Source organism: Flavobacterium collinsii (assembly GCF_902804485.1).
GTDB lineage: Bacteria > Bacteroidota > Bacteroidia > Flavobacteriales > Flavobacteriaceae > Flavobacterium > Flavobacterium collinsii.
The window spans coordinates 15118-38212 of record NZ_CADCST010000131.1 but is presented as its reverse complement, the minus strand read 5'-3'; the positions used below and the strand labels follow the sequence as shown (position 1 = coordinate 38212).

Genomic DNA, 23095 nt, shown 5'->3' with positions numbered 1-23095 from the left:
AGAGAGTTAATTACTGCAGTAATGATAATACTTTCAGGAGGAGATCCGCAAAAAGTATATAAAACATAAGTGGCCGGAATTTCTTCCGACCACTTTTAGCCAATTGGCTCCTTTTTTTATACTTTAATCAGTAGTAGACTTTGTTTTAATTCTGGTTTTTCAATAATGAAATTTAATAACCATTCTTGCAATTGTTCCATTTCGTACGGTAACAGTGTCTTGATAGCTTTCTCTAATTCTTTACAGAAAAGTATCGGGTCGAAACTTACTCTCTCAAGTATTGATTTCGTGTAATCAAACATCATTTTTGACATAATAAAATAAGATTTTTTGGGGGTTATCTATATTTTCAAACTCGCAACAAATTTAAACAAATATCATTCACGAGTACCGATTTTAACTTATTATTTTAAAAACTTTAGCAACGAATACGATTTCTTAATGCATATAAATCAATATAGAACCATTCTAAACAACTCATTTATACCTTTTTAAAAGCCCGAAACATCTCACGTTTTCCAGGCGGCCCTGCCAATTTCTCAACAGTAAATCCAACCTCAATCATACTTCTTTTAACAACTCCACGAGCTGCATAGGTTACCAGCACTCCGTTTGGCCTTAAACTTTTGTACATTTTTCTAAAGATTTCGGTGCTCCACAGCTCCGGCTGTACCCGATATCCGAAGGCGTCAAAGTAAATCAAATCAAAAATTTCAAAATCATCGATTTCATCAAAAAATTGTTTCCTTTTGGTTAAGCTGAAATCGTTAGTGATGGCAACTTTCTGATTCCATTCGCATTCATGCATTTTCTCAAAAACCTCCTTATAAACCGCAGCCTCCAATTCGTCGACATAATTCATAGCCAACACCTCTTTCGCATCAACAGGATAAGCTTCTACTCCAACATAATCAATTGGCTGTTGCTTTTGACTGGATTCTAAAAAAGTAATAAAAGCATTCAAACCCGTTCCAAAACCTATTTCAAGAATACTTACCGGGTCACTATCAAACAACGAAAGACCATTTTTTATAAATACATGTTTCGCCTCCTGAATTGCTCCGTGTTTCGAATGGTAACACTCATCCCACTCTTGCAAATGAATTGTGGTTGAACCATCTAGCGTTTTAATTATTTCTCTTTTCACCTTTTTCAGAATTTACAATCCGTTTCTACTGGTATTTCGACCTTTTTAAGTGCCAAATTTAGTCAAAACAAATGCGTAAAGCCTTAAAAAACGGTTCATTTTTCATAAATTCTTTATAAAAATGTCTTAATTTTTTCACTTTATTATAAGATAAATAAATCTCAGTTAAAGCCCGCAAATAATGCAGTTTTACTAAGTAAATTATATATTTTTACTTAATTTTGCATTCAGTAAAATCTATATCACAGCAGATCATTGCTTTAGATTTTCTGCACTATTAATGATAATTACCTAAAAAAACTTTACATAATTAATTATGAGTACAACTCAAACACACAAAATTGAAATCAGAAAAGCAACTTCGTCGAAAATAAGCGGAGTAGACTTTCAAAACCTAAGCTTTGGTTCTGTTTTTACAGACCATTTATTCGAATGTGATTTTAAAAATGGAGAATGGCAAAACCCTGTCGTTAAGCCTTATGCTCCAATTTTAATGGACCCTTCCTCAAAAGTCTTTCACTACGGACAAGCTATTTTTGAAGGAATGAAAGCTTACAAAGATGACAATAACGATGTTTGGTTGTTCAGACCTGATGAAAATTTCAAACGTTTTAACAATTCTGCAGTTCGTATGGCAATGCCAGAAATTCCGGAAAGCATTTTCATGGACGGCTTGAATGAATTATTAAAAATTGACCACGAATGGATTCAAAAAGGAAACGGAAGCAGTATGTACATCCGTCCATTTATGATTGCAACTGGTGCCGGTGTGGTAGCAAATCCTTCTGACGAATATAAATTCATGATTTTACTTTCTCCTGCACAGTCTTATTATGCCGGTGAAGTAAAAGTAATTATCGCCGAACATTACAGTAGAGCTGCAAATGGAGGAATTGGAGCTGCAAAAGCTGCCGGAAACTACGCTGCACAGTTTTACCCAACTAACCTGGCAAACAAAGACGGCTTTCAACAGGTAATCTGGACTGATGATGCAACGCACACAAAACTGGAAGAAGCAGGAACAATGAACGTTTTCTTTAGAATCAACGACACTTTACTGACTGCTCCAACAAGCGAAAGAATTTTAGATGGTATCACCAGAAAAAGTTTGATTGCTATGGCAGAAAAAGAAGGTCTTAAAGTTGATGTTCGTCCGGTTCTGGTATCAGAATTGGTAGAAGCTGCAAAAAGCGGAGCATTAAAAGAAATATTCGGAGCAGGAACAGCAGCTGTAATTAGTGTAATTAAAGGTTTCTCTTATCAGGATGTATATTACGAAATGGCTCAACTTGAGAATTCTTATGCTTCTTTATTGAAAGAAAAATTAACAAATCTTCAAAATAAACTTTCAGAAGATACTTTTGGCTGGACTGTAAAAGTACAGTAACGAAAGACACCTCTATAAAACAAACCCGACAAGTTTTAAAACCTGTCGGTTTTTTTATGCTAAAGCAATTTTGAAAAATCAGGCTTAAAATAGTTTGGCCCTTTCATTACTTTTCCATCTTCTCTGTAAATTGGCTTCCCATCTTCGCCTAATTTACTCATATTACTACGCTGAATTTCATCAAAAACAGCTTCGATTTTATCCTGCAGACCGTGCTCGATAATGGTTCCGCACAAAATATACATCATATCTCCAAGAGCATCAGCAATTTCAACCAAATCATTATTCTGAACCGCTTCCAGGTATTCTTCATTTTCTTCCTTCATTAAATTATAACGAAGCAGTTTTTTTGTCTCTCCCAAATCAGCAATTGGAGCCAGACTATGTCCTATTCTGAAGGCAGTATGAAATTCCGTAACTGCATCAAGTTGTTTTTTCATGATATTATTCGATTAAATGAGATGGCAAATTAGCAACAATTCGTATACAATTCTCTAAATTTGCCAAAAATAATTTTCAACTATGTTTAGTCAAGGACAATTAATATTCGGCCTCTGTTTTTTTATCGCATTCGTAATCGTAATGATATTCGCTTATCGAAAAGATCTTGCTTTACACAAGGTTTTTTACAAAGGGAATTATAAAGTATTACTCGTCTTCTTACTTTTTATTGCCATTTTATTTGTAATTAAATTTTTCTTCAAAAGATAAGACCGAAAAGAAAGTTTTCGATTTCAAATAAAACCATTTTCAGTACATTTATTTGATTTTCTCTTCCGATAAAGGTATAAAATGTACTTTTACCAAAGTGTTATTAGTGCGACTAGTAATAAATTTATAACTTTACGACTCCAAATAAACCACTACAATGAAGATTCTTAAATATTTATTCCTACTACTATTATTAAGCCTTGTTGCCCTTACCGTTTTTGTTGCCACACAAAAAGGAATCTTTTCTGTGGAAAGAAGCAAAGTGATCAATTCACCAAAAGCTACGGTATACAATTACCTTAATGATTTTAGAAATTATGAAGATTTTGAATCCTGGTCTGTTGAAGATCCTACGATCAAAATGACATTTCCTAATAAAACTGTCGGAAATGGCGCCTCTTTTTATTGGACCGGTTCTGAAGGAAACGGAAACGCCATTACATTAAAAACAAAGGACGGAGAAAGCATTCAGCAAAAAATGAAATATGACGGAACGGAAGCTGATGTAAACTGGACCTTTAAAGATACTTTGGCCGGAAAAACAAAAGTGACCTGGAAAGCCTCGGGAACAATGAGTTTTTTATTTAAAATCTATACCGCTCTAAATGGAGGTTCTGATAAAGTGATTGGAACTATTTATGAAAAAAGTCTGGCAAACATCGATAAAAACTTAGATTACGAAACAAAAACATACTCTATAAAAGTTAACGGCCTGGTAAAGAAAATCGAAACTCCATACATCAGACAAACATTTACGAGTGAAATTGGAAAAATAAGCAAGAATGCCAGAATCGTTATTCCAAAACTTATAGAGTTTAGCAAAAACAATGGTTTATCGACCAATGGCAAACCTTTTATTATTTACCACACCTACGATACCACAACCGGACTGGCCAAAATTTCGATCTGCCTACCTACTATTAGAGAAATCTTAACCACATCAGGAAGTGACATTTCCGGTGGAAAACTAAATGGCTTTGAAGCGGTAAAAACCACTTTAAAAGGCGATTATACACATCTTAATGAAGCCATTAAAAAAACAACTGCTTTTATCAATAACGAAAAAATCACTCCTGATTTAAGCTGGTCGCATCTTGAGATTCTAACCATGAGCAAACTGGATGTAAAAAGCCCGTCGAAATTGATGACCGAAATTTACTATCCAACAAAACCTAAAGTAATTCCGGTAGCCAAAGTGCCTGTTTACAGACCAGCCACTACCGATCCTGCAGCCGTAAAACCTGCAGAAACCCCTAAAACACCTGAAGAAGAATCGGAATTCTAAAATAATTAAAGGTGTATTAAACCTTTTGTTTAAAATTCATTCTAATACCATAAATAACGAAATTTGGCAGACGAGAAGGAATTTATTCAACAATTATTAAATCCTGCAACGCAAAATACTGCGTTTCAAAAACTCGTGTCTGATTATCAAAAACCGCTGTATTCTCATATTCGAAACATTGTTTTGAACCATGACGATACAGATGATGTTTTGCAAAATACTTTTGTAAAAGTCTTTCAGTACTTAAAAAACTTTAAAGGGGAAAGCAAACTTTTCTCGTGGATGTATCGAATAGCAACCAATGAAGCTTTGACATTTTTAAGTCAAAAAGCAAAACTTAACGGATTAACTTCTGAAGCCCAGCAGAATAAAACTATCGACAATTTAAAAGCAGATGTTTATTTTGACGGAGATGAAATTCAGATCAAACTTCAAAAAGCAATTGTGACCTTACCGGAAAAACAGCAATTGGTTTTTAAAATGAAATATTTTGAAAAATTGAAATACGAAGAAATTGCCGAAATCCTAGGAACTTCAGTCGGTGCTTTAAAAGCATCCTATCATCACGCTGTAAAAAAAATAGAAATATATGTTACCTCAAATTAAACCTTTTGTAACAACAACTGTCTAATAGCTATTATGAAAACATTTAAATTAGAAAACGAACCGAAAATAAAAACTGGGTTTAAGACTCCGGAAAATTATTTTGATGATTTTTCGACAAAGGTTTTACAACAAATAAACGAAAAGAAAGAAATAAAAGTAATCCCAATTTACAGACGTAAAAAAGTACTTTCAATTGCGGTTGCTGCGGTTGTTTTTATAGGGTTACTGATTCCTATAGTAAACAATTACAACAAAACATCCAAAGATCTTGACGAAGACACTTTGGAAACGTACTTGTCCTATCAGTCCAATTTGAATCAATACGATTTGATTCGTGAACTGGATGATAAAGACATTGATAAACTCAATAAAAATGTTGCCCTTGAACAGGAGACACTTGAAGACATCCTGGCTACCAATCCAAATATCGAAAATTTAATTTCAGAATAAAACAAAAATTTCAAAAGATGAAAATTAAAAATATACTACCAATAATTCTATTCTTTATTACTTTCTCTTTTTATGCTCAGAGTGACAAAACGGATGAAAAGCGGGAGAAAATTAAAGCTTATAAAGTTTCTTTCTTAACGACAGAACTTGAGCTAACCTCAACAGAAGCCGAAAAATTCTGGCCCATCTACAATACATATGATGATAAGCAATACGAATTGCGCCACGAAAAAATGAAAATGTACCTGCGTAAATTAGACGATGACAACATTAGCTCGATGTCTGAAAAAGAAGCTGCATCACTCCTATCACAAATCGAAAGCGCAGACAAAGAATTATACATCCTTCGCGACAAATATAATAGCAATTTAAAAAAGATACTTTCTGCCAGGAAAATATTAAAATTAAAAAAATCAGAAGACGACTTTAATCGTAAACTTTTAAAACAATATCGAGACAAAGCCGGTAAAAACTAATAAACAAAACAACAGCAGCGAGAACCCCATATAATAATACTTACTTTATTATTTGGGGTTCTTGTTATTTTATTTAAATCGGATTCGGATTACTTTATTATGCCCTGCAGCAATTGCAGTATTTCTGTTCACAAAACGAATGGTAAAAAGTTTTGTATCTGTTGATAATTGCGTCCAGTTCTCTCCTCCATTTTGAGAATATTGTATCCCTTCAGAACCTACGCATATAATTTCTTTACCATTTCCTCCCGGAACGTACTGCACACAGGAAGCATATCCAAAGCCCATGCCCTGACCAATTAACTGCCAGGTTTTACCACCATCAGTAGTAAAAGCTTTATTATCCTTTTTTTGATTTGGAAGTTCGTAATCTCCACCGGCAATAAATCCGTGTTTCGCATCATAAAAATCGGCTGTAAAAATACCGGTCATGGTTTTCCCCTGCACGATTGGAGTTTCAATTGCTTTCCAGGTTCTCCCTTTGTCTGGTGAATAAAAAACACGTGCTTTTTTACCTCCCGAAACCAGCCAGGTATCACTACCTTTTATGACAATATTAGAATTACTGGCCGCAAAGGCTGCTTCGCCCTCTGCATTTGTAGGCAATTTATCTGATAATACTTTAGTCCACGTTTCTCCTCCGTCACGCGTTATAATAATTGAAAAAGTATCCTCTGTAGGATCTCCAATCGCAATTCCTTCTTTATCATTCCAAAACTGCATACTATCGTAAAACACTTTCGGATTAACTTCTTTATAGACTAATTTAACTTTCTGTGTTTTTTTTGAAACCTGATAAAGCAATGCAGGATTCCCTACACTTAACAAAAAGATATTGTTTGCATTTTGAGCTATACTTCTGAATTCCAATTTCAAAGTATCACGATAAATATGATCTTCAAACTTTTCTTTTTTATCTAAATCATAAAATCCAAAACGAGAATTATCCGCTCCATACCAAATTTTATTTTTATCGATTGAGATGGCTCTAATACTAATTTTATCCTGAAATAAAGTATCTATCTGAATTGATGTAAAACCCGTGTTAAAAATCCCCTTCCCACTATTATTCAAGGTTTTAAAAGACATCAATAAAATTAAAGCACCTAAAAATAATATTACTTTTCTCATATAAACTAGTTTTTTAGCGCTAAAATACAATTATTTATAACACCTGAAATAAGTTTCGCTTTTTTTTCTGGCACAGTAATTGGATACCTCCAAATATTAATCTTAATATGATTTGAAAATGAAAACTAAACTACTTTTTATAGCCCTCCTTACAATAGGTTTGAGTTCTGTTCAAGTACAAAGTCAAACTACTGTATATGCAAAAAATTCAGATATAAGCGATAATTTAGACTTAAGAGCTGTTGCTTCTATGTTTGGGGAATCAGCGAATTTACAGGATTTCGAAAGACGTTTGAATGACCCCAGATACCAAATCTCAAATCTTGATTTAAACGACGATAATCAGGTCGATTATTTACGTGTAATCGAATCTGTAGAAAACAGAACTCACGTTGTCATTATTCAGGCGGTTTTAGATCGCGATGTTTATCAGGATATTGCAACAATTGATGTAGAAAGAGACAATTACAACAAGGTAAGTGTGCAAATTGTTGGTAACAGTTATTTATATGGTGCCAATTATATTTACGAACCGGTTTATAATGTGGTTCCCGTAATTTACACTTCGTTTTGGGTAACCAATTACAGACCTTATTATTCTAGTTGGGGTTGGAATTACTATCCAAGATATTATTCCGCCTGGAGACCCTATCCAATTTACAGATACAGAAACAATATCAATCTGTGCATCAATGTAAACAATAGCTACAACTATGTAAATACGAGAAGAAGTTACAGAGCTCCTGTTTTGTATGAAACGAGACGAACCTACGGTTACGAAACAAGACGTCCTGACTACAGCTTTGCTCAGAGAAATTCTAACGCCAGCAACCGATACGATCTGGATCAAAGACGTGTTACAACCAGAGAATATGGAAGAAATCAAAATACGTACACTACAAACCGATCTAATTCAGACCGAGTATCTACTACAAATGACCGTACGACCAACAGAAATTATTCGGAAAACAGAAGTTCTTCCGACAGAAATTACACTACGAATCGTACCATTTCTTCAAACAGAGACTACTCAGGTGTAAACACAAATCCTGCAAGAATTGAAAGTTCAGGAAGAAGCGAAAACAGAAGAGATTACAGTCAAAACAATTCAAATGCTTCCAGAGAAAATTCACAATCTTATGGTAATACCGAAAGGGTTTCGACTCCTCAAAGAACAGAATCGTCCAGAAATTATTCTGAAAACAGAGGAAATTCAGCGAGACAGCAAAGCTCTCAAAGCACGCAACGTTACGAAGCTCCAAGAGCAAGTCAGGAGTCCAGAAGCAGTGAACCACAAAGAGAAAGCGGTTCGGGCGGCAGAAGCAGTGGCGGCAGAAGAATTTAATATAAAATTGCATTTCCCTATAAAAATCAAAAGCACAATTTGACGATTGTGCTTTTTTTTATCTTTTTAGTTATAATTGAGGTTAGTTTGTTTTAAAACAGTAAATTTGCAACCGTCTTTTATAAAAATATACATGAGCGCATCGCATAAAAACTTACATAGTAAGTTGTCTATAGGAGGTTTATTGATAACATTAGGAATTATTTATGGAGATATTGGTACTTCTCCATTATATGTAATGAAAGCCATACTTGGTGATTATGCCATTAATTCTGACATTGTTCTTGGTGGAATTTCATGCGTTTTTTGGACTTTGACTTTACAAACTACGATAAAGTATGTACTTATTACTTTAAGTGCCGACAATCATGGGGAAGGTGGAATTTTTGCCTTATATGCACTGGTCAAAAAAACTAAAATTCAGTGGCTCATTGTGCCCGCCATCATCGGAGGAAGTGCCTTACTCGCCGATGGAATTATAACGCCACCCATTTCGATTTCGTCTGCTGTAGAAGGAATCAGAGCGTTCTATCCAACCATGCAAACAGAGACCATTGTTTACATCGTTATCGGAATCTTATTCATTCTTTTTACCATACAACAATTTGGAACCAAGCTCGTTGGAAAGTTTTTCGCTCCAATGATGTTAATCTGGTTTGCCATGTTGGGAACGCTGGGAACGATTCAAATCCTAAAGCATCCTGAAGTTATCAAAGCGGTAAATCCGTATTATGCTTATCATTTATTATCTATACATCCTGATGGTTTCTTTGTCCTTGGTTTTGTGTTTTTATGTACAACAGGTGCCGAAGCATTGTACTCTGATATGGGGCACTGCGGAAGAAAAAATATCCGAATCAGCTGGGTATTTGTAAAAACTGCGCTGGTATTAAACTATTTTGGACAGGCTGCTTATTTAATACATCATGAAGGCAGCACACTGCAACAACTAGGCGGAGAAAACGGAAATCCGTTCTATTTAATTATGCCACACTGGTTTCTTCCTTTCGGAATTGTAGTAGCAACTTTGGCTGCGGTAATTGCTTCCCAGGCACTTATCAGTGGGTCATTTACTTTGATCAACGAAGCAATGCGTTTAAATTTCTGGCCAAAAGTTAAAATTAAATATCCTACAGAAGTAAAAGGTCAATTGTATATACCATCAATTAATTGGTTGTTGTTTTTTGGTTGTGTTGGAATCGTTTTACACTTTCAGAAATCAGGAAATATGGAGCATGCCTACGGTCTTGCGATTATATTATGCATGATTATGACCACTATTTTACTGAATTATTATTTGATAATGAAACGTGTAAAATTGTACCTAATGGTGCCGTTAATCACTATTTATTTACTGATTGAATTCAGCTTCCTGATTGCTAACATTACTAAATTTGCCGAAGGTGGTTATGTAACTTTAATCATTGCAATCCTTCTGATCTCGATCATGACGATCTGGTATCTGGCTAAGAAAATCAATAAGAGCTACACTAAAATCATCAAAATTGACGATTATAAGAAGGTGTTAATGGAATTGAGTGAAGACTTATCGATACCAAAATACGCAACGCACCTGGTTTATATGACCAATGCCAATCGTGTTGATGAATTAGAAGAAAAAGTCATTTACTCGATTTTACAAAAACGCCCGAAAAGAGCTGACATATACTGGTTTGTACACGTAAACATTTTAACAGAACCGTACAAAACACAATACAAGGTTACCGAAATTGCTAAAGACGACATTTACAGAATCGATTTTAATTTAGGATTCAGAGAGCCTACCAAAATCAATCTAATGTTTAGAGAAGTAATTCGTGATATGGTAAAACGTGGCGAAGTAGACATCACCAGCCGTTACGAATCTTTAAACAAAAACAATATCATTGGTGACTTTAAATTTGTACTGTCGGAGAAGTTTTTATCCAATGACAACGATTTAAGATGGCATGAAAACATCATTATGAACTCTTATTTCTTCATTAAAAAACTGAGTTTATCTGAAGAAAGAGCTTTTGGTTTAGACAGTAGTTCCGTAAAAATAGAGAAATTCCCAATGGTGCTTCACGCTCCGGAGAATATTGGACTGACAAGAATTACAAAATAAATCATTTAAAAACATACTCAAAAACACTCTTTTAAACCTTATTAGAGTGTTTTTTTTCTTTTAAAAAAGAAGTTAAATAACAATCAAAATTAAAAATTTAACTTTCAATCAATTAATAGTACCTTTGCAACTCAAATAATTAAAATGAGATTACACAGAAATTTAGTTTATACTACCATCGATTCTTTAAACGCAATTTTCAATGAAGGAGAATATGCTGATAAAGTGGTAGCCAGAGCCTTAAAAAAAGACAAACGTTGGGGAAGTTCCGACAGGAAGTTTGTTGCTGAAACGATATACGAAATTGTTCGTTGGAAAAGATTATACGCAGAAATTGCAGAAGTTAAAGAACCGTTCGACAGAGATAATTTATGGAGAATGTTTGCGGTTTGGGCTGTTTTAAGAGGATACCCTATTCCGGATTGGAGACAATTGGAAGGAACTCCTGAGAGAAAAATAAAAGGTCGTTTTGACGAACTTTCTAAAACCAGAGCTTTTAGAGAATCTATTCCGGACTGGATGGATGAATTAGGAGTAAAAGAATTAGGAGAGGCCGTTTGGTCAAAAGAAATTGCGGCTCAAAATCAACCTGCAAAAGTTATCTTAAGAACCAATACGCTGAAAGGTACTAAAGAAAACTTAAGAAACACCTTGATGGATTTAAATATTGAAACTGAATATTTAAAAGATCAACCAGAAGCTTTAGTTTTAAAAGAAAGAGCCAACGTATTTTTGACGGACGCTTTTAAACAAGGTTTATTTGAAGTTCAGGATGCCAACTCACAATTAGTAGCGGGTTTTCTGGATGTAAAACCAGGAATGCGTGTGGTAGATACGTGTGCCGGAGCCGGAGGAAAAACATTACACATTGCTTCGTTGATGGAAAACAAAGGGCAATTGATTGCAATGGATTTGTACGAAAGCAAACTGAAACAATTAAAATTGAGAGCCAAAAGAAATGGCGCCTTTAATATTGAATACCGTATTATTGACACTACAAAAGTGATCAAAAAGTTGCATGAAAAAGCCGATCGTGTTTTAATTGATGCACCATGTAGCGGTTTAGGAGTTTTAAAAAGAAACCCTGATGCAAAATGGAAATTACAACCGGAGTTTATTGATAACATTCGTAAAGTTCAGGCTGAAGTTTTGGAAAGCTATTCGAAAATTGTAAAACCGGGTGGAAAATTAGTTTATGCCACTTGTTCCGTTTTACCATCGGAAAATCAGGAACAGGTAGAGAAATTCTTAAAGACCGAAATCGGAAAGCAATTTACATTCATTAAAGATCGTAAAATACTAGCCTCAGAATCTGGATTTGACGGATTCTATATGGCGCTTTTAGAGAGAAAGGTTTAATTACTATAAAAAATTCCAAATTAAAAATTCCAAATTCCAAACGATAAAGTTGGAATTTGGAATTTCTTTTTTCTATTGTTTACCAAGGATCAATTTGGACACATATCTGGTGAAATCAAACAATATGGTGGGATATTGCCACAGGTTGGCGGTTGTGTTAACTGCTTGGAACATCGCAATTGGTAGCCATTTAAATAATAAATAAAATCACCGCCTTTAATTTGCTTTAATTCACTCTTACTCAATTGCTCAACATTTGTTAGATTTAAGATAAATTTCATAATTATTAGGTTTTAAAGTTAATACCTTATAAATATAGCTAATTTTTCTTACTTTCGACAAAGTATTTTTTCTACACCAAACTAGGCTTACGCAACAGTTTCCCGTTCTCGTTTTCTTTAAATTTCGGAACAAAAACAATCTCCTTTGGTTTTTCATATTTCCCCAATACATCAAAAAAATCGGGAGCAAACTCTTGCTTCTCTCCTTCTATCACCAAAATTAACTTCTCTCCCAAAACGGTATCCGGAACTCCGGTTACAAAAAACCGACTGTTTATTTTTCCTATCAGTTTACTTTCTATTTGCTCCGGAATCAACTTCACTCCTCCACTATTCACTACATTATCGATTCGTCCCAAAAACACAAACTGGTTTTCATTCACCAATTCCACCAAATCATTGGTCACGATAGGCTCGTTAGAAACCGAAGGCAGATGAATAACCAGACAATCGCGATCGTCTTTGCTTATTTTTACATTCGGAAGAATCGAGAACGCCTTTTCTCCCACTCTTCTAGCAGCGATATGCGTAATAGTTTCCGTCATACCGTAAGTTTCGTAAATCTGTGTTTTTAATGGTAGTAATTGCTCTTCCAGGGCACTGTCGATTTTAGCACCACCAATGATTAGCTTCTTTACATTCTTTAATCCTGCTATAGAATTCTGGACTTGTAATGGCACCATGGCAACAAAATCATATTGTGTTTTATTTAAAGCCAAAGGCGCAGTACTTGGTGATACCACATCAATATCCAAACCTAAAATTAAACTTCGAACCAGCATCATTTTTCCGGCAATAAACTGTGTAGGCAAACAAAGCAATGCCTTGTCACCTGGCTTCAGACCGAAAAAATCACCTGTTGCCAGAGCCGACTGAATCATAGCCTGTTTTTCTAAGCGTACTAATTTCGGAAGCCCGGTTGTACCCGAAGTTGTCATTTCAATAAAGTCTTTCTTATCGAACCAGTCCAGCAAAAATTCACCAATGGCCCTCTCGTACACATCTCCTTCTTTGATGTAACTATACCCTATGCGGCATAAATCCTTTCCATTTAAATGATAACCATTCAACTTAAAATAATTATGGACATTTTTATGTGTTAGTTTTGACATGACTGTATGTTTTAATTTGAAGATTCTACAACAACTATATTACCCGTTAATTTTTCTTTCCAATTGTTCCATTTGTATTTTTTGCTAAAAATAAAAAGCAAAATAGGATAAACCACCACTACCGGCAGTATTACATCCCAGCCCGCCGAAGGCTCTGAGGTATCTTTAAAAAGCGAATGCGTTTGAAAAACAGACCAATCGGAGGTCACTAATAAAGCTCCCACTAAATTATTTGCCGCATGAAAACCTAACGCCAATTCCATCCCCTCATCCATTAAGGTAATTACACCCAGAAACAAACCGGTCCCTATATAATACACCATCACTATATACCCCATTTTTTCGACTTCGGGATTAAGAATGTGCATCGAACCAAATATCAGCGAAGTCATTAGGAGCGGAAACCACCTGTTTTGAGCCAAATTAGCGAACCCCTGCATCAGGTATCCTCTAAAGACATATTCTTCGGTAGAGGTTTGTATAGGTATTAATAGCGTAGCTAAAACCACTAAAATTAAAAAAGGGACGAGTTTAAAATTCCAAACAAACTTCTCGGGAGCATTCAGATAAAGTGCCAGAAAGCTTAAAACAGAGAACAAAGCCCATAGTAAAAAAGAAAAGCTTATCCGTCTCCAATCTACCTTCGATCTAGAAGTAGTAACTGATAAAAAAGTCTGACGGTGCAAATATTTTACCACAAAATACACTCCTGCAAATGCAAAAACAAAAGAAATCATCACCAAAAACAACGTGAGATTAAGTTCAAACATACTCATTACTGCTCCATTATCAACAGGAAAAGATTCTCCGGAAATGTAACTTTTATAAAATACCGCAACAGAAAAAGGAATTTGACCAATAAATGACGCTAAAATTATTAAAACCGATCCTAAAAGATACAACCAGAACTTATTGTGAGGTTTAATTCCTTGTTCTAAAAACATACTTATAATAATTTAAAAATGAGAATTCGATTTAATAACTAAATCTTATTTTTGGCACTGCTAAAATACCTATTTTTAGTTTAATTATCTTACAGCAATTTAAATATATCAAAATGATACAAATTTATCATAACCCACGTTGTGGAAAATCAAGAACCTGTCTGGCTTTTATTGAAAAAACAAAACAGGAATTCCAAATCATTCCCTATCTCACCGAAACTCCGGACTTTAATGAGTTAAAAGAACTTCTTAAAAAACTAAACCTTCAGCCCCTGCAATTGGTAAGAATTAAAGAAAAAGTATGGATTGATAACTACAAAGGAAAAAACCTGACCAACGACCAAATTATAGCCGCTATGGTGGAACATCCTATTTTAATCGAGCGCCCAATTGTTGTAAAAGACGGCAAAGCTATCATTGGAAGAGATCCGGATTTGGTAGCTTCTTTTTTAGATCAATTATAAAGAACCATATTAACATATTTTTGTGATTTTTCTCTTTAAACCAAAAGCTACATTTGCCGTCTAAAGAGTAATTGAAACCAAAAATCACAATGAAGAAAATCAAATTTGCTGTATTACTTGTATCCTTTCTTACAAGTTTCTACAACTATGCACAACAGGCACCACCTGCTAAAAACAAGGTAAAAGTTACCGGGAAAGTTTTCGAAAAAATAAGCAAACAACCTCTTGAATATGCTACCATTTCGATCACAGCTCCAAATGACACCAAAGTTATAGCTGGTGGAATCACCAATCCAAAAGGAGAGTTTGACGTGGCTGTTGCACCGGGGACTTACGATATAAAAGTTGAATTTATTTCGTTCAAACCCACTTTAATCAAAGGAAAAACAATTTCCGGAGACACTACTTTAGGCATTGTTAATCTATCGGAAGATGCTGCGCAGTTAAACGAAGTTGTCGTTCGTGCTGAAAAATCAAGCGTTGAAATAAAACTGGACAAAAAAGTTTACAACGTTGGACAGGACATGATGGTAAAAGGCGGAACTGTAAGTGACGTTTTAGACAATGTTCCTTCAGTTTCTGTAGACACTGAAGGAAATGTAAGCTTACGAGGCAGTGATAATATCCGAATTTTAATTGACGGAAGACCTTCAAATGCCATCAATGTAGCCGAAGCTTTACGTCAGCTTCCAGCCGATGCTATTGACAAAGTAGAAGTAATCACCAACCCATCGGCACGTTATGATGCAGAGGGAGGATCGGGAATTATCAATATTATTCTTAAAAAAGGAAAAAACCAAGGCTTTAACGGAACTTTTATCGCCTCAACCGGACTTCCTGAAACTTATGGTTTAAGTGCCAACTTAAATTATAAAACCGAAAAATTCAATTATTTTACTACAGCGGGTTACAACTACAGAACCAATGAAGGTCGAGGATTAACCAATACTTCCTATTATAATGCTGATGGATCTCCAAAAGGTTACTTAGACGAAGATCGAGACACTAAAAGAATTAGAAACGGCTTTAATGCAAGAGCTGGAATGGAATGGACAGTGGCACCTAACACCTTCTGGACCAACGCCATTAATTATCAAAAAAACTCAGGCGAGGACAAAGATTATATTAACTACAATAACTTTGATGCTGCTCGTGCTTTTACAGGAACCACTTCTCGTTTAAACAATGCCGATACCGGAAGCGAAAACGTAGAATTTACTTCGAACTTAATCAAAAATTTCAACGACAAAGGACACAAACTTACTGCCGATTTATCGATTTCAAGAAATACAGATGACAGTGACGGTATTATTACAGCATTACCTACCTCTAATACTACTCTAAACGATCAGGTACAAAAACAAGTACAACTTCAGGCCGATTATGTTCTTCCATTAGGAAAAGGAAGCCAGTTTGAGGCTGGATACAAAGGAAACTTTGGAGACTTAAACAACGAATACAACGTTACAAACCTCATCAATGGAAACTATGTTATAGATCCAAAAAAATCAAACACTTTAGAGTACAAAGAAAACATCAATGCCCTTTACGCGCAATATGGTCTGAAAGTTAATAAATTCTCTTATTTATTTGGCTTACGATGGGAAGACACTAATATTCAGGTAAACCTATTAGACAACAGTGTTTTTAACACCAAAAAATACAACAACTTGTTTCCAAGTGCTTTTGTTAGCTATGAAATTTCAGATCAGAGTAATTTTACAGCCAGCTATAGTAAACGTGTATCAAGACCCAGAGGACGTTTCATGAATCCGGCCCTTAATTACGCTAGTAACATTAATATTTTTCAGGGAAATCCGGATCTGGATCCATCACTAACCGATAAATTTGATGTAGGATATATCAAAAGATGGGAAAAAGTAACGTTTAGCACTTCTGCTTATTTCGAAAACACAAAAGATGTTTTCAGCTTTGTCAGAACTCCAAATGGAGACCAAGTAGACGGAATTCCTGTTATTCTAAGCCGTCCTATTAACTTAGGAAAAGAGCAAAAATATGGTTTCGAATTCACCTTCAATTACAGTCCGTATAAATGGTGGAAACTAAACAGTAACTTCAACCTTTACAATGTAAAAACAACCGGAGAAAACACTTATGTAGATACCGAAGGCAAAACCATTGTCCAAAACCTTAATAATCAAGCCAACACCTGGTTCGCAAGAATCAGCTCAAAAGTTACGCTACCCTATAAAATTGACTGGCAGTTAAGCGGTACCTTCAATGGCGAGCAAAAAACAGCACAAGGTAAAATCTTAGACCAATTTGGTATGAATACGGCTTTCAGTAAAGATGTATTGAAAGACAAAGCTACAATTGCCTTTAATATCAGTGACATTTTTAACTCCAGAGTCATGAGATCGTATACCTACCTTCAAAATGACGCTACTCTTGAAAGTCAAAAATCTTACAGCGAAATGCAGTTCCGTAGACGTCAATTCAATCTATCGTTTACCTACCGTTTCAACAAACCGAAAAGCGACAGAGAAAAACCGGGAGCACCTAAAAATGATGGTGACGGCGGTGGAGAATTCCCTGGATAACATCTAGATTAAAATCTAAACTGAAAAAATCCAAATTCCAATTTTGTAAAACTTAATTGGAATTTGGATTTGGATTTTGGAATTTCATTTTATAGCATAAAAAAAAGGACTCGTAAAAACGGGTCCTTTTTTATGAAATCAACTTAAAATTAAATCGATTGTTCTTGTTTCTTCTTTGCTCTTTTCTCTTTGAACATTTCCCAGCTAGCACCCGTAACCCAATAAGATACGAAACCTACTAAGAAAAACATCAACCAAAACCCTATAGTTAGTATGGTCAAGAAAAGTAAAAAACCTAAGTACTGTGAAAATTCAAACATGTTTTCCGGAATTTTTGAATGTAAGGACAAATGTAAGCCTTATATTTTTCCTTAGCAATAAAATCCAAATCAATTTTCGGGAAATAACATTTATGCTTATATTTATACTCATTTTAAATAAGCTTTTTTTCTTATGGATAACCGCCATTTTACTGAACAATCTCAAGCACAAGAACATGAGAGTTTTCAGAAGCTAATTCCTGCTGTCCGCTCTATCTTTTGTGCCGAACCCCGGCACAAAAGGATGCCACTGCCATCAGGGCTAGTTCATTCATTTTCATAAGAAATTTCAGTTTTCAGCAAACATTTTACATATTACAAACAACATTTTACATATTACAAACAACATTTCACATTTTACAAATAACTTTTTACATACCACATAATGAAATACAGAATAGAAAAAGACACGATGGGCGAAGTGCAGGTCCCTGCCGATAAGTATTGGGGAGCACAAACAGAACGTTCAAGAAATAACTTTAAAATTGGAGCATCCGGGTCAATGCCGCAGGAAATCATTGAAGGCTTTGCTTATCTAAAAAAAGCAGCCGCTTATGCTAATGCCGACTTAGGCGTTTTACCTTTCGAAAAAAGAGATGCCATCGCAGCTGTTTGCGACGAGATTTTAGCAGGGCAGTTAAATGACGAATTCCCTCTTGTGATCTGGCAAACCGGTTCAGGAACACAAAGCAACATGAATGTCAACGAGGTAATAGCCAATCGCGCACAAGTCTTAAAAGGATTCAATATTGGAGAAGGTGAACCATTTATTAAAGCCAATGACGACGTAAACAAATCACAATCTTCCAACGATACCTTCCCTACAGCCATGCACATTGCAGCTTACAAAATGGTAATTGAAACCACCATTCCGGGAGTCGAAAAACTTCATGCCACATTAGTTGCAAAAGCAACCGAATTTAAGGACGTAGTAAAAATTGGCCGTACCCACCTTATGGATGCCACTCCATTAACACTTGGACAGGAAATTTCAGGATACGCCGCTCAATTGTCTTTTGGATTAAAAGCGCTTAAAAATACACTCGCCCATTTATCCGAAATCGCTTTGGGGGGAACTGCAGTAGGCACCGGATTAAATACTCCAAAAGGGTACGATGTAAAAGTAGCCGAGTATATTGCAAAATTTACCAATCATCCTTTTGTGACGGCCGAAAACAAATTTGAAGCCCTGGCGGCACACGACGCTATTGTAGAAACCCATGGAGCCTTAAAACAACTAGCCGTTTCCCTAAACAAAATCGCAAATGATGTGAGAATGCTAGCTTCAGGACCTCGTTCAGGAATTGGCGAAATTCACATTCCGGAAAACGAACCGGGATCGTCTATCATGCCAGGAAAAGTAAACCCAACCCAATGCGAAGCATTAACAATGGTTTGTGCACAGGTAATCGGAAACGACATGGCAATTGCAGTTGGCGGAATGCAGGGACATTATGAACTGAATGTCTTCAAACCGGTTATGGCCGCAAACTTCCTGCAATCTGCACGATTATTAGGAGATGCCTGTATCTCGTTTGACGAACATTGCGCAAAAGGAATCGAACCAAACTATAAACGCATTAAGGAACTAGTCGACAACTCGTTGATGCTGGTTACCGCCTTAAACACAAAAATTGGCTATTATAAAGCTGCCGAAATTGCACAGACAGCCCACAAAAACGGAACTACTCTTAAAGACGAAGCCGTTCGTTTAGGCTACGTAAGCCCTGAAGATTTTGATGCCTGGGTGAAACCGGAGGAGATGGTGTAATTAATTATAAATGGTTAATTATAAATTACCTTAACCTTACATCATAAAAAAGAGCTTTCTAAAATTATTAGAAAGCTCTTTTTTCTTGTATATAAAATTGGAATTCAAAAATTGAAACAATTAACAATTTATAATTCACAATTAATAATTACTTTCCGTCTACATAATCCTGCAGGTAACTAAACCTTTCTGTTAGTTTCCCGTTCTCCGTTATTTTAGCGCGTTTTAAAATTCCATCTTTATCTCCGTTGAAGAAGGCCGGAATCACATGCTCCATAAATTGCTCTCCAAAACCTTCACTGGCATCTTTTGGAATTTCACATGGTAAATTATCAACAGCCATTACCACTACCGCCGCCGGATGAAATACATCTACTTCTTTATCTTCCAAAGGAAAATAGCCATATAAAGGCTCCGCAATGGTCGAGGATCGCACGGTACAAGCAATTGGACCATTAACATCACAGGAAATATCGGCAACCACTTTTAGCTTGCAATCACTTGCATTCAACATCTCACGCGTTAAAATCATTGGAGCACCAGAAGCATAAAAATGACCGGCAAAATAGATATCTGTCACTTTAGTAAATTTTTCAAAATCAGAAACATATTCCTCTGGATTTGCTACGAAATCTTTAAAATCAACAACCTGACCATCAATACGTTTATTATATTCTAAAACATCCAACTGTACATAAACGGCTTGCGCATACTTTTTAGTCAAATAATTGTCAACCGTAATTTCTTTTATTTTTATAGCGTCCAAAATTTCTTTAGCACCACTCCCGACTTTTCCGGTCCCGGTAATGACAAATTTTAGAGCCGGCATAGTAATACGTTTTAACTGTTTGATCAAAGCCTCTTTTCCATCCAGAGTTTCTGCTTTTGGCAATTTAAACAATTCAAACTTTATTCCAAAAGCACGAATTCCGTTGTAAACTCCCACCATTCCAGCATACTTTCCAAAACCAATTAAGCGTCGATTGTTAGCATCCACAATAGTTTCATGGTCGTATAAATCAATATTTTTCTCTAAAATAGCCTGTAGCAATTTTCGATTATAAGGCTGTTTTTTAATCGTATGCGAAAAAAAGAAATAGGCTTTATTAGGAATCAAATTCTCAACCGGAACCTCTTTTACACCAAATAACACATCACAGTCCGAAACATCTTCGGTAACAGTGATTCCCATACTTTTGTATTGTATATCCGAAAAAATCCTGATATCGGAACTCTCTACCTCAACTACCGCTTCATGATAAAGCTGTTTAAGCCTTGTAAGTTCATTAGGAGCAAAAACAACTCTGCGATCCGGCGGGTTTTTTCTTTCTTTTATGATTCCAAATTTCATTTAAATGCGTTTAAAATAATTATTAATATAACTTTTTACATCTTATTTGTTTCAAATATAACAAATTTAGTTAAAGTTTTCATTCAGAATTACAATTTAGAATATTTAAAAACCGTTAAAAGCTGACAAACAATCAATTAATTAAACAAAATCTTAATTTTTTGTTAAACAAGCCTTTTGAAGTATCCCCAAACGGTAAAACATAAATATTGAATTCTATATATTTGTTTTTAAAGAATGATGAAAATGAGCTTCCTTAAAAAAACAAATATACCACAAATACTTTTTCTAATATTAGTTTTAAGTTCTTGTGGAAAAGATAAAAAAACAACCGCAGATACTGCATCAACGATAGAAGATACTTTACCCAAAATGAAACCATTAGGCCCGGAAAAAAGAATTTCACAAGCCTATATAAATTCAGTAACCGGAAGAATAAATCACTTTTACAACAAAAACTGGCCCAACAATAGTATGAACGGGAGTTTTTTAGTAGCCAGAAACGGTCAGATTATTTTTGAAAGATATAACGGATTTTCGAATAAAAACGAAGGCACTAAAATAACTGCAGAAACTCCTGTTCAAATTGCTTCTGTGAGTAAAGTTTTAACTGCTACTGCTGTTTTAAAACTTGTAAATGCAGGTAAGATCGATTTAGATCAAAAAGTAAATACAATTCTAAAAACCTTTCCGTACGAAGAATGTACGATAAGAATGTTGCTTAACCATCGTAGTGGAATGCGCAATTATGCCTATTTCACAGACCGGGACAAATCAGTATGGGACAGGCACAATCAGCTTACCAATAAAGATATCCTGGATATTCTGGCTACCAAAAATATTGGTTTAGAATCTCGAACCGGAACACGTTTTAGCTATTGCAATACCAACTATGCAATGCTAGCTTTAATTATTGAAAAAATTACGGGCTTAACATATAAAGAAGCCATGCACCAAATGATTTTTAAACCTCTGGGAATGAAACACACCTATGTTTTTGACGATGATAAGGACAGAAAAAAAATTGTTCCTTCTTATAAAGGTAATGGTGTAGAAATTGGTTTTGATTATCTGGATAATGTTTATGGGGATAAAAATATCTTTTCAACGGTACGAGATCTTTTAAAGTTTGACCGCGCCAGAAATTCACCTGACTTTCTAAAACCCGAATTACTTAAACAAGTTTATACCGGTTACAGTAATGAGCGTAAGGGAACCAAAAATTATGGTTTAGGAATCCGAATGATCAATTGGGAAACAGGGCAAAACTATTATTTCCACAACGGTTGGTGGCACGGTAATACCTCATCATACATTCCGTTAATGAAAGAGCATGTTACGATTATTGCTTTATCAAATAAAATGACCCGAAATACGTATGCTGTTCGTAAACTGGCGCCAATTTTTGGTGATTATCCGTTTAATTTCAAGGATGAAGAATAATATAATAGTTCAAAGCCAAAAGTCGTAAAGTCCTAAAGCAGTTATCAATATTGGCTTTGATCTTTTTTAAACTGCATCAATTGTGCGAAAACAAAAAGAAGCAACAAAAAGTAAGTATCTGACTTTAAAAACTTTACAACTTTCGATTTTCGACTAAATTGAACAATACAATTTTCTGAAAGATTTATTACAAAACTAACTTCAAATAGTATAAATTTGCAAACTCATTTTTGGGGTCGACTGGTTTTGACAGCAAGTCGAATTGAAAAGTAAGCACGTCGAGCATTGAGACCTTGCTCGTAAATATAAGATCTTACAATTTTACACGGCGAAAATAACTACGCTTTAGCTGCATAATCCGAATTATAGTACGATTGCGCCACGTTCCTACCAGGTAGGAAAGCTGGATTCTCCTTGAAAGCCTTGGTTTGTGGCGGTCAGTACAGGGGAACCGTAAAAATAAACCTAGATTTCCATGAGCTTCGGGTGGAGATTGAAATTAAGAAGATAAGTGTTGAGTGGTTGTTCCTGACCTGGCTTAACATCGAAAATCCAATCAGGGAATAAACGTGTAGAAAGCTCTTTAGTTGCTTGTTTGGACCCGGGTTCGATTCCCGGCGACTCCACAAAAAACCCTGTAATCACTTGACAAACAGGGTTTTTTATTTCTAGTTTCCGTTTTCGTTGCCGTTTAATACCTGCTAATGACTTTTTTTTTATGTTATATGCAATAATGGATTCGTTCAGACTTAAAGATCATTTTAATTAAATTTATCTCTACTAAAAGTTAAAATTATCTTTCGTTTGAAACTGAATTTTATTTTTTTATCTATATTTACCCAAT

Annotated in this window: 20 protein-coding genes and 1 other RNA gene; 13 read left to right on the top strand and 8 right to left on the bottom strand. The window is 35.2% G+C overall.

Annotation, left to right across the window (positions count from 1 at the left end):
* Positions 1–116 precede the first annotated feature (116 nt).
* Both FLA105534_RS23865 and mnmD read right to left on the bottom strand, forming a co-directional pair.
* Positions 117–314: a hypothetical protein gene (locus FLA105534_RS23865; RefSeq protein WP_017496117.1), complete on the bottom strand. Its 198-nt coding sequence runs from the start codon at positions 312–314 to the stop codon at positions 117–119.
* A 167-nt stretch (positions 315–481) separates the two neighbouring features.
* Complete coding sequence (gene mnmD / locus FLA105534_RS20830; protein ID WP_173968009.1) at positions 482–1147, bottom strand: tRNA (5-methylaminomethyl-2-thiouridine)(34)-methyltransferase MnmD; 666 nt, start codon at positions 1145–1147, stop codon at positions 482–484.
* 316 nt (positions 1148–1463) lie between these two features.
* On the opposite strand from mnmD, the gene FLA105534_RS20825 reads away from it, so the two are divergent.
* On the top strand, positions 1464–2534 hold the full coding sequence (locus tag FLA105534_RS20825) for a branched-chain amino acid aminotransferase (RefSeq protein ID WP_173968008.1): 1071 nt from the start codon (positions 1464–1466) through the stop codon (positions 2532–2534).
* Positions 2535–2593: 59 nt separating this feature from the next.
* On the opposite strand, the gene FLA105534_RS20820 is transcribed toward FLA105534_RS20825, so the two are convergent.
* On the bottom strand, positions 2594–2974 hold the full coding sequence (locus FLA105534_RS20820) for a pyrophosphohydrolase domain-containing protein (protein WP_173968007.1): 381 nt from the start codon (positions 2972–2974) through the stop codon (positions 2594–2596).
* 428 nt (positions 2975–3402) lie between these two features.
* On the opposite strand from FLA105534_RS20820, the gene FLA105534_RS20815 reads away from it, so the two are divergent.
* From FLA105534_RS20815 to FLA105534_RS20800, 4 genes are all read left to right on the top strand, one after another.
* On the top strand, positions 3403–4530 hold the full coding sequence (locus FLA105534_RS20815; RefSeq protein ID WP_173968006.1) for an SRPBCC family protein: 1128 nt from the start codon (positions 3403–3405) through the stop codon (positions 4528–4530).
* A 63-nt stretch (positions 4531–4593) separates the two neighbouring features.
* On the top strand, positions 4594–5136 hold the full coding sequence (locus FLA105534_RS20810) for an RNA polymerase sigma factor (RefSeq protein ID WP_173968005.1): 543 nt from the start codon (positions 4594–4596) through the stop codon (positions 5134–5136).
* A gap of 33 nt (positions 5137–5169) precedes the next feature.
* The gene (locus tag FLA105534_RS20805) at positions 5170–5586 is read left to right on the top strand and encodes a hypothetical protein (protein ID WP_173968004.1); all 417 of its coding nucleotides are present in this window, start codon (positions 5170–5172) and stop codon (positions 5584–5586) included.
* Between the two features lie 17 nt (positions 5587–5603).
* Complete coding sequence (locus tag FLA105534_RS20800) at positions 5604–6062, top strand: sensor of ECF-type sigma factor (protein WP_173968003.1); 459 nt, start codon at positions 5604–5606, stop codon at positions 6060–6062.
* Between the two features lie 69 nt (positions 6063–6131).
* Here FLA105534_RS20800 and FLA105534_RS20795 read toward each other — a convergent pair whose 3' ends face one another.
* Positions 6132–7193 carry a beta propeller repeat protein gene (locus FLA105534_RS20795; RefSeq protein WP_173968002.1) on the bottom strand — a complete coding sequence of 354 codons (1062 nt, stop codon included), beginning with the start codon at positions 7191–7193 and terminating at the stop codon, positions 6132–6134.
* Positions 7194–7311: 118 nt separating this feature from the next.
* Between FLA105534_RS20795 and FLA105534_RS20790 the strand changes: the two genes are divergently transcribed.
* The 3 genes from FLA105534_RS20790 (at position 7312) to FLA105534_RS20780 (ending at position 12004) form a co-directional block, all read left to right on the top strand.
* A complete protein-coding gene (locus tag FLA105534_RS20790) occupies positions 7312–8538 on the top strand; it encodes a hypothetical protein (RefSeq protein ID WP_173968001.1) in 1227 nt (408 codons plus the stop codon).
* Positions 8539–8671: 133 nt separating this feature from the next.
* Complete coding sequence (locus FLA105534_RS20785; protein WP_173968000.1) at positions 8672–10645, top strand: KUP/HAK/KT family potassium transporter; 1974 nt, start codon at positions 8672–8674, stop codon at positions 10643–10645.
* Between the two features lie 144 nt (positions 10646–10789).
* Positions 10790–12004 carry an RsmB/NOP family class I SAM-dependent RNA methyltransferase gene (locus tag FLA105534_RS20780; RefSeq protein WP_173967999.1) on the top strand — a complete coding sequence of 405 codons (1215 nt, stop codon included), beginning with the start codon at positions 10790–10792 and terminating at the stop codon, positions 12002–12004.
* Positions 12005–12093: 89 nt separating this feature from the next.
* Here FLA105534_RS20780 and FLA105534_RS20775 read toward each other — a convergent pair whose 3' ends face one another.
* From FLA105534_RS20775 to FLA105534_RS20765, 3 genes are all read right to left on the bottom strand, one after another.
* Complete coding sequence (locus FLA105534_RS20775) at positions 12094–12285, bottom strand: bacteriocin (RefSeq protein ID WP_173967998.1); 192 nt, start codon at positions 12283–12285, stop codon at positions 12094–12096.
* Between the two features lie 71 nt (positions 12286–12356).
* A complete protein-coding gene (locus FLA105534_RS20770; protein WP_173967997.1) occupies positions 12357–13397 on the bottom strand; it encodes an AMP-binding protein in 1041 nt (346 codons plus the stop codon).
* 11 nt (positions 13398–13408) lie between these two features.
* Positions 13409–14341 (bottom strand): CPBP family intramembrane glutamic endopeptidase, encoded by a 933-nt coding sequence (locus FLA105534_RS20765; protein ID WP_173967996.1) that lies wholly within the window; start codon positions 14339–14341, stop codon positions 13409–13411.
* Between the two features lie 113 nt (positions 14342–14454).
* Between FLA105534_RS20765 and arsC the strand changes: the two genes are divergently transcribed.
* The 3 genes from arsC (at position 14455) to fumC (ending at position 19457) form a co-directional block, all read left to right on the top strand.
* Complete coding sequence (gene arsC, locus FLA105534_RS20760; RefSeq protein WP_173967995.1) at positions 14455–14805, top strand: arsenate reductase (glutaredoxin); 351 nt, start codon at positions 14455–14457, stop codon at positions 14803–14805.
* Positions 14806–14894: 89 nt separating this feature from the next.
* Positions 14895–17366: an outer membrane beta-barrel family protein gene (locus tag FLA105534_RS20755; RefSeq protein ID WP_173967994.1), complete on the top strand. Its 2472-nt coding sequence runs from the start codon at positions 14895–14897 to the stop codon at positions 17364–17366.
* 705 nt (positions 17367–18071) lie between these two features.
* On the top strand, positions 18072–19457 hold the full coding sequence (gene fumC / locus FLA105534_RS20750) for a class II fumarate hydratase (protein ID WP_173967993.1): 1386 nt from the start codon (positions 18072–18074) through the stop codon (positions 19455–19457).
* A 148-nt stretch (positions 19458–19605) separates the two neighbouring features.
* Here fumC and FLA105534_RS20745 read toward each other — a convergent pair whose 3' ends face one another.
* Complete coding sequence (locus FLA105534_RS20745) at positions 19606–20808, bottom strand: NAD(P)-dependent oxidoreductase (protein WP_173967992.1); 1203 nt, start codon at positions 20806–20808, stop codon at positions 19606–19608.
* Between the two features lie 240 nt (positions 20809–21048).
* Here FLA105534_RS20745 and FLA105534_RS20740 point away from each other — a divergent pair, with 240 nt between their 5' ends.
* Both FLA105534_RS20740 and ssrA read left to right on the top strand, forming a co-directional pair.
* Entirely contained in the window at positions 21049–22251 is a 1203-nt protein-coding gene (locus tag FLA105534_RS20740; RefSeq protein ID WP_173968010.1) for a serine hydrolase domain-containing protein, read from the top strand.
* Positions 22252–22483: 232 nt separating this feature from the next.
* Positions 22484–22880, top strand: a transfer-messenger RNA (tmRNA) gene (ssrA, locus tag FLA105534_RS20735).
* The last annotated feature ends 215 nt before the right edge of the window (positions 22881–23095 follow it).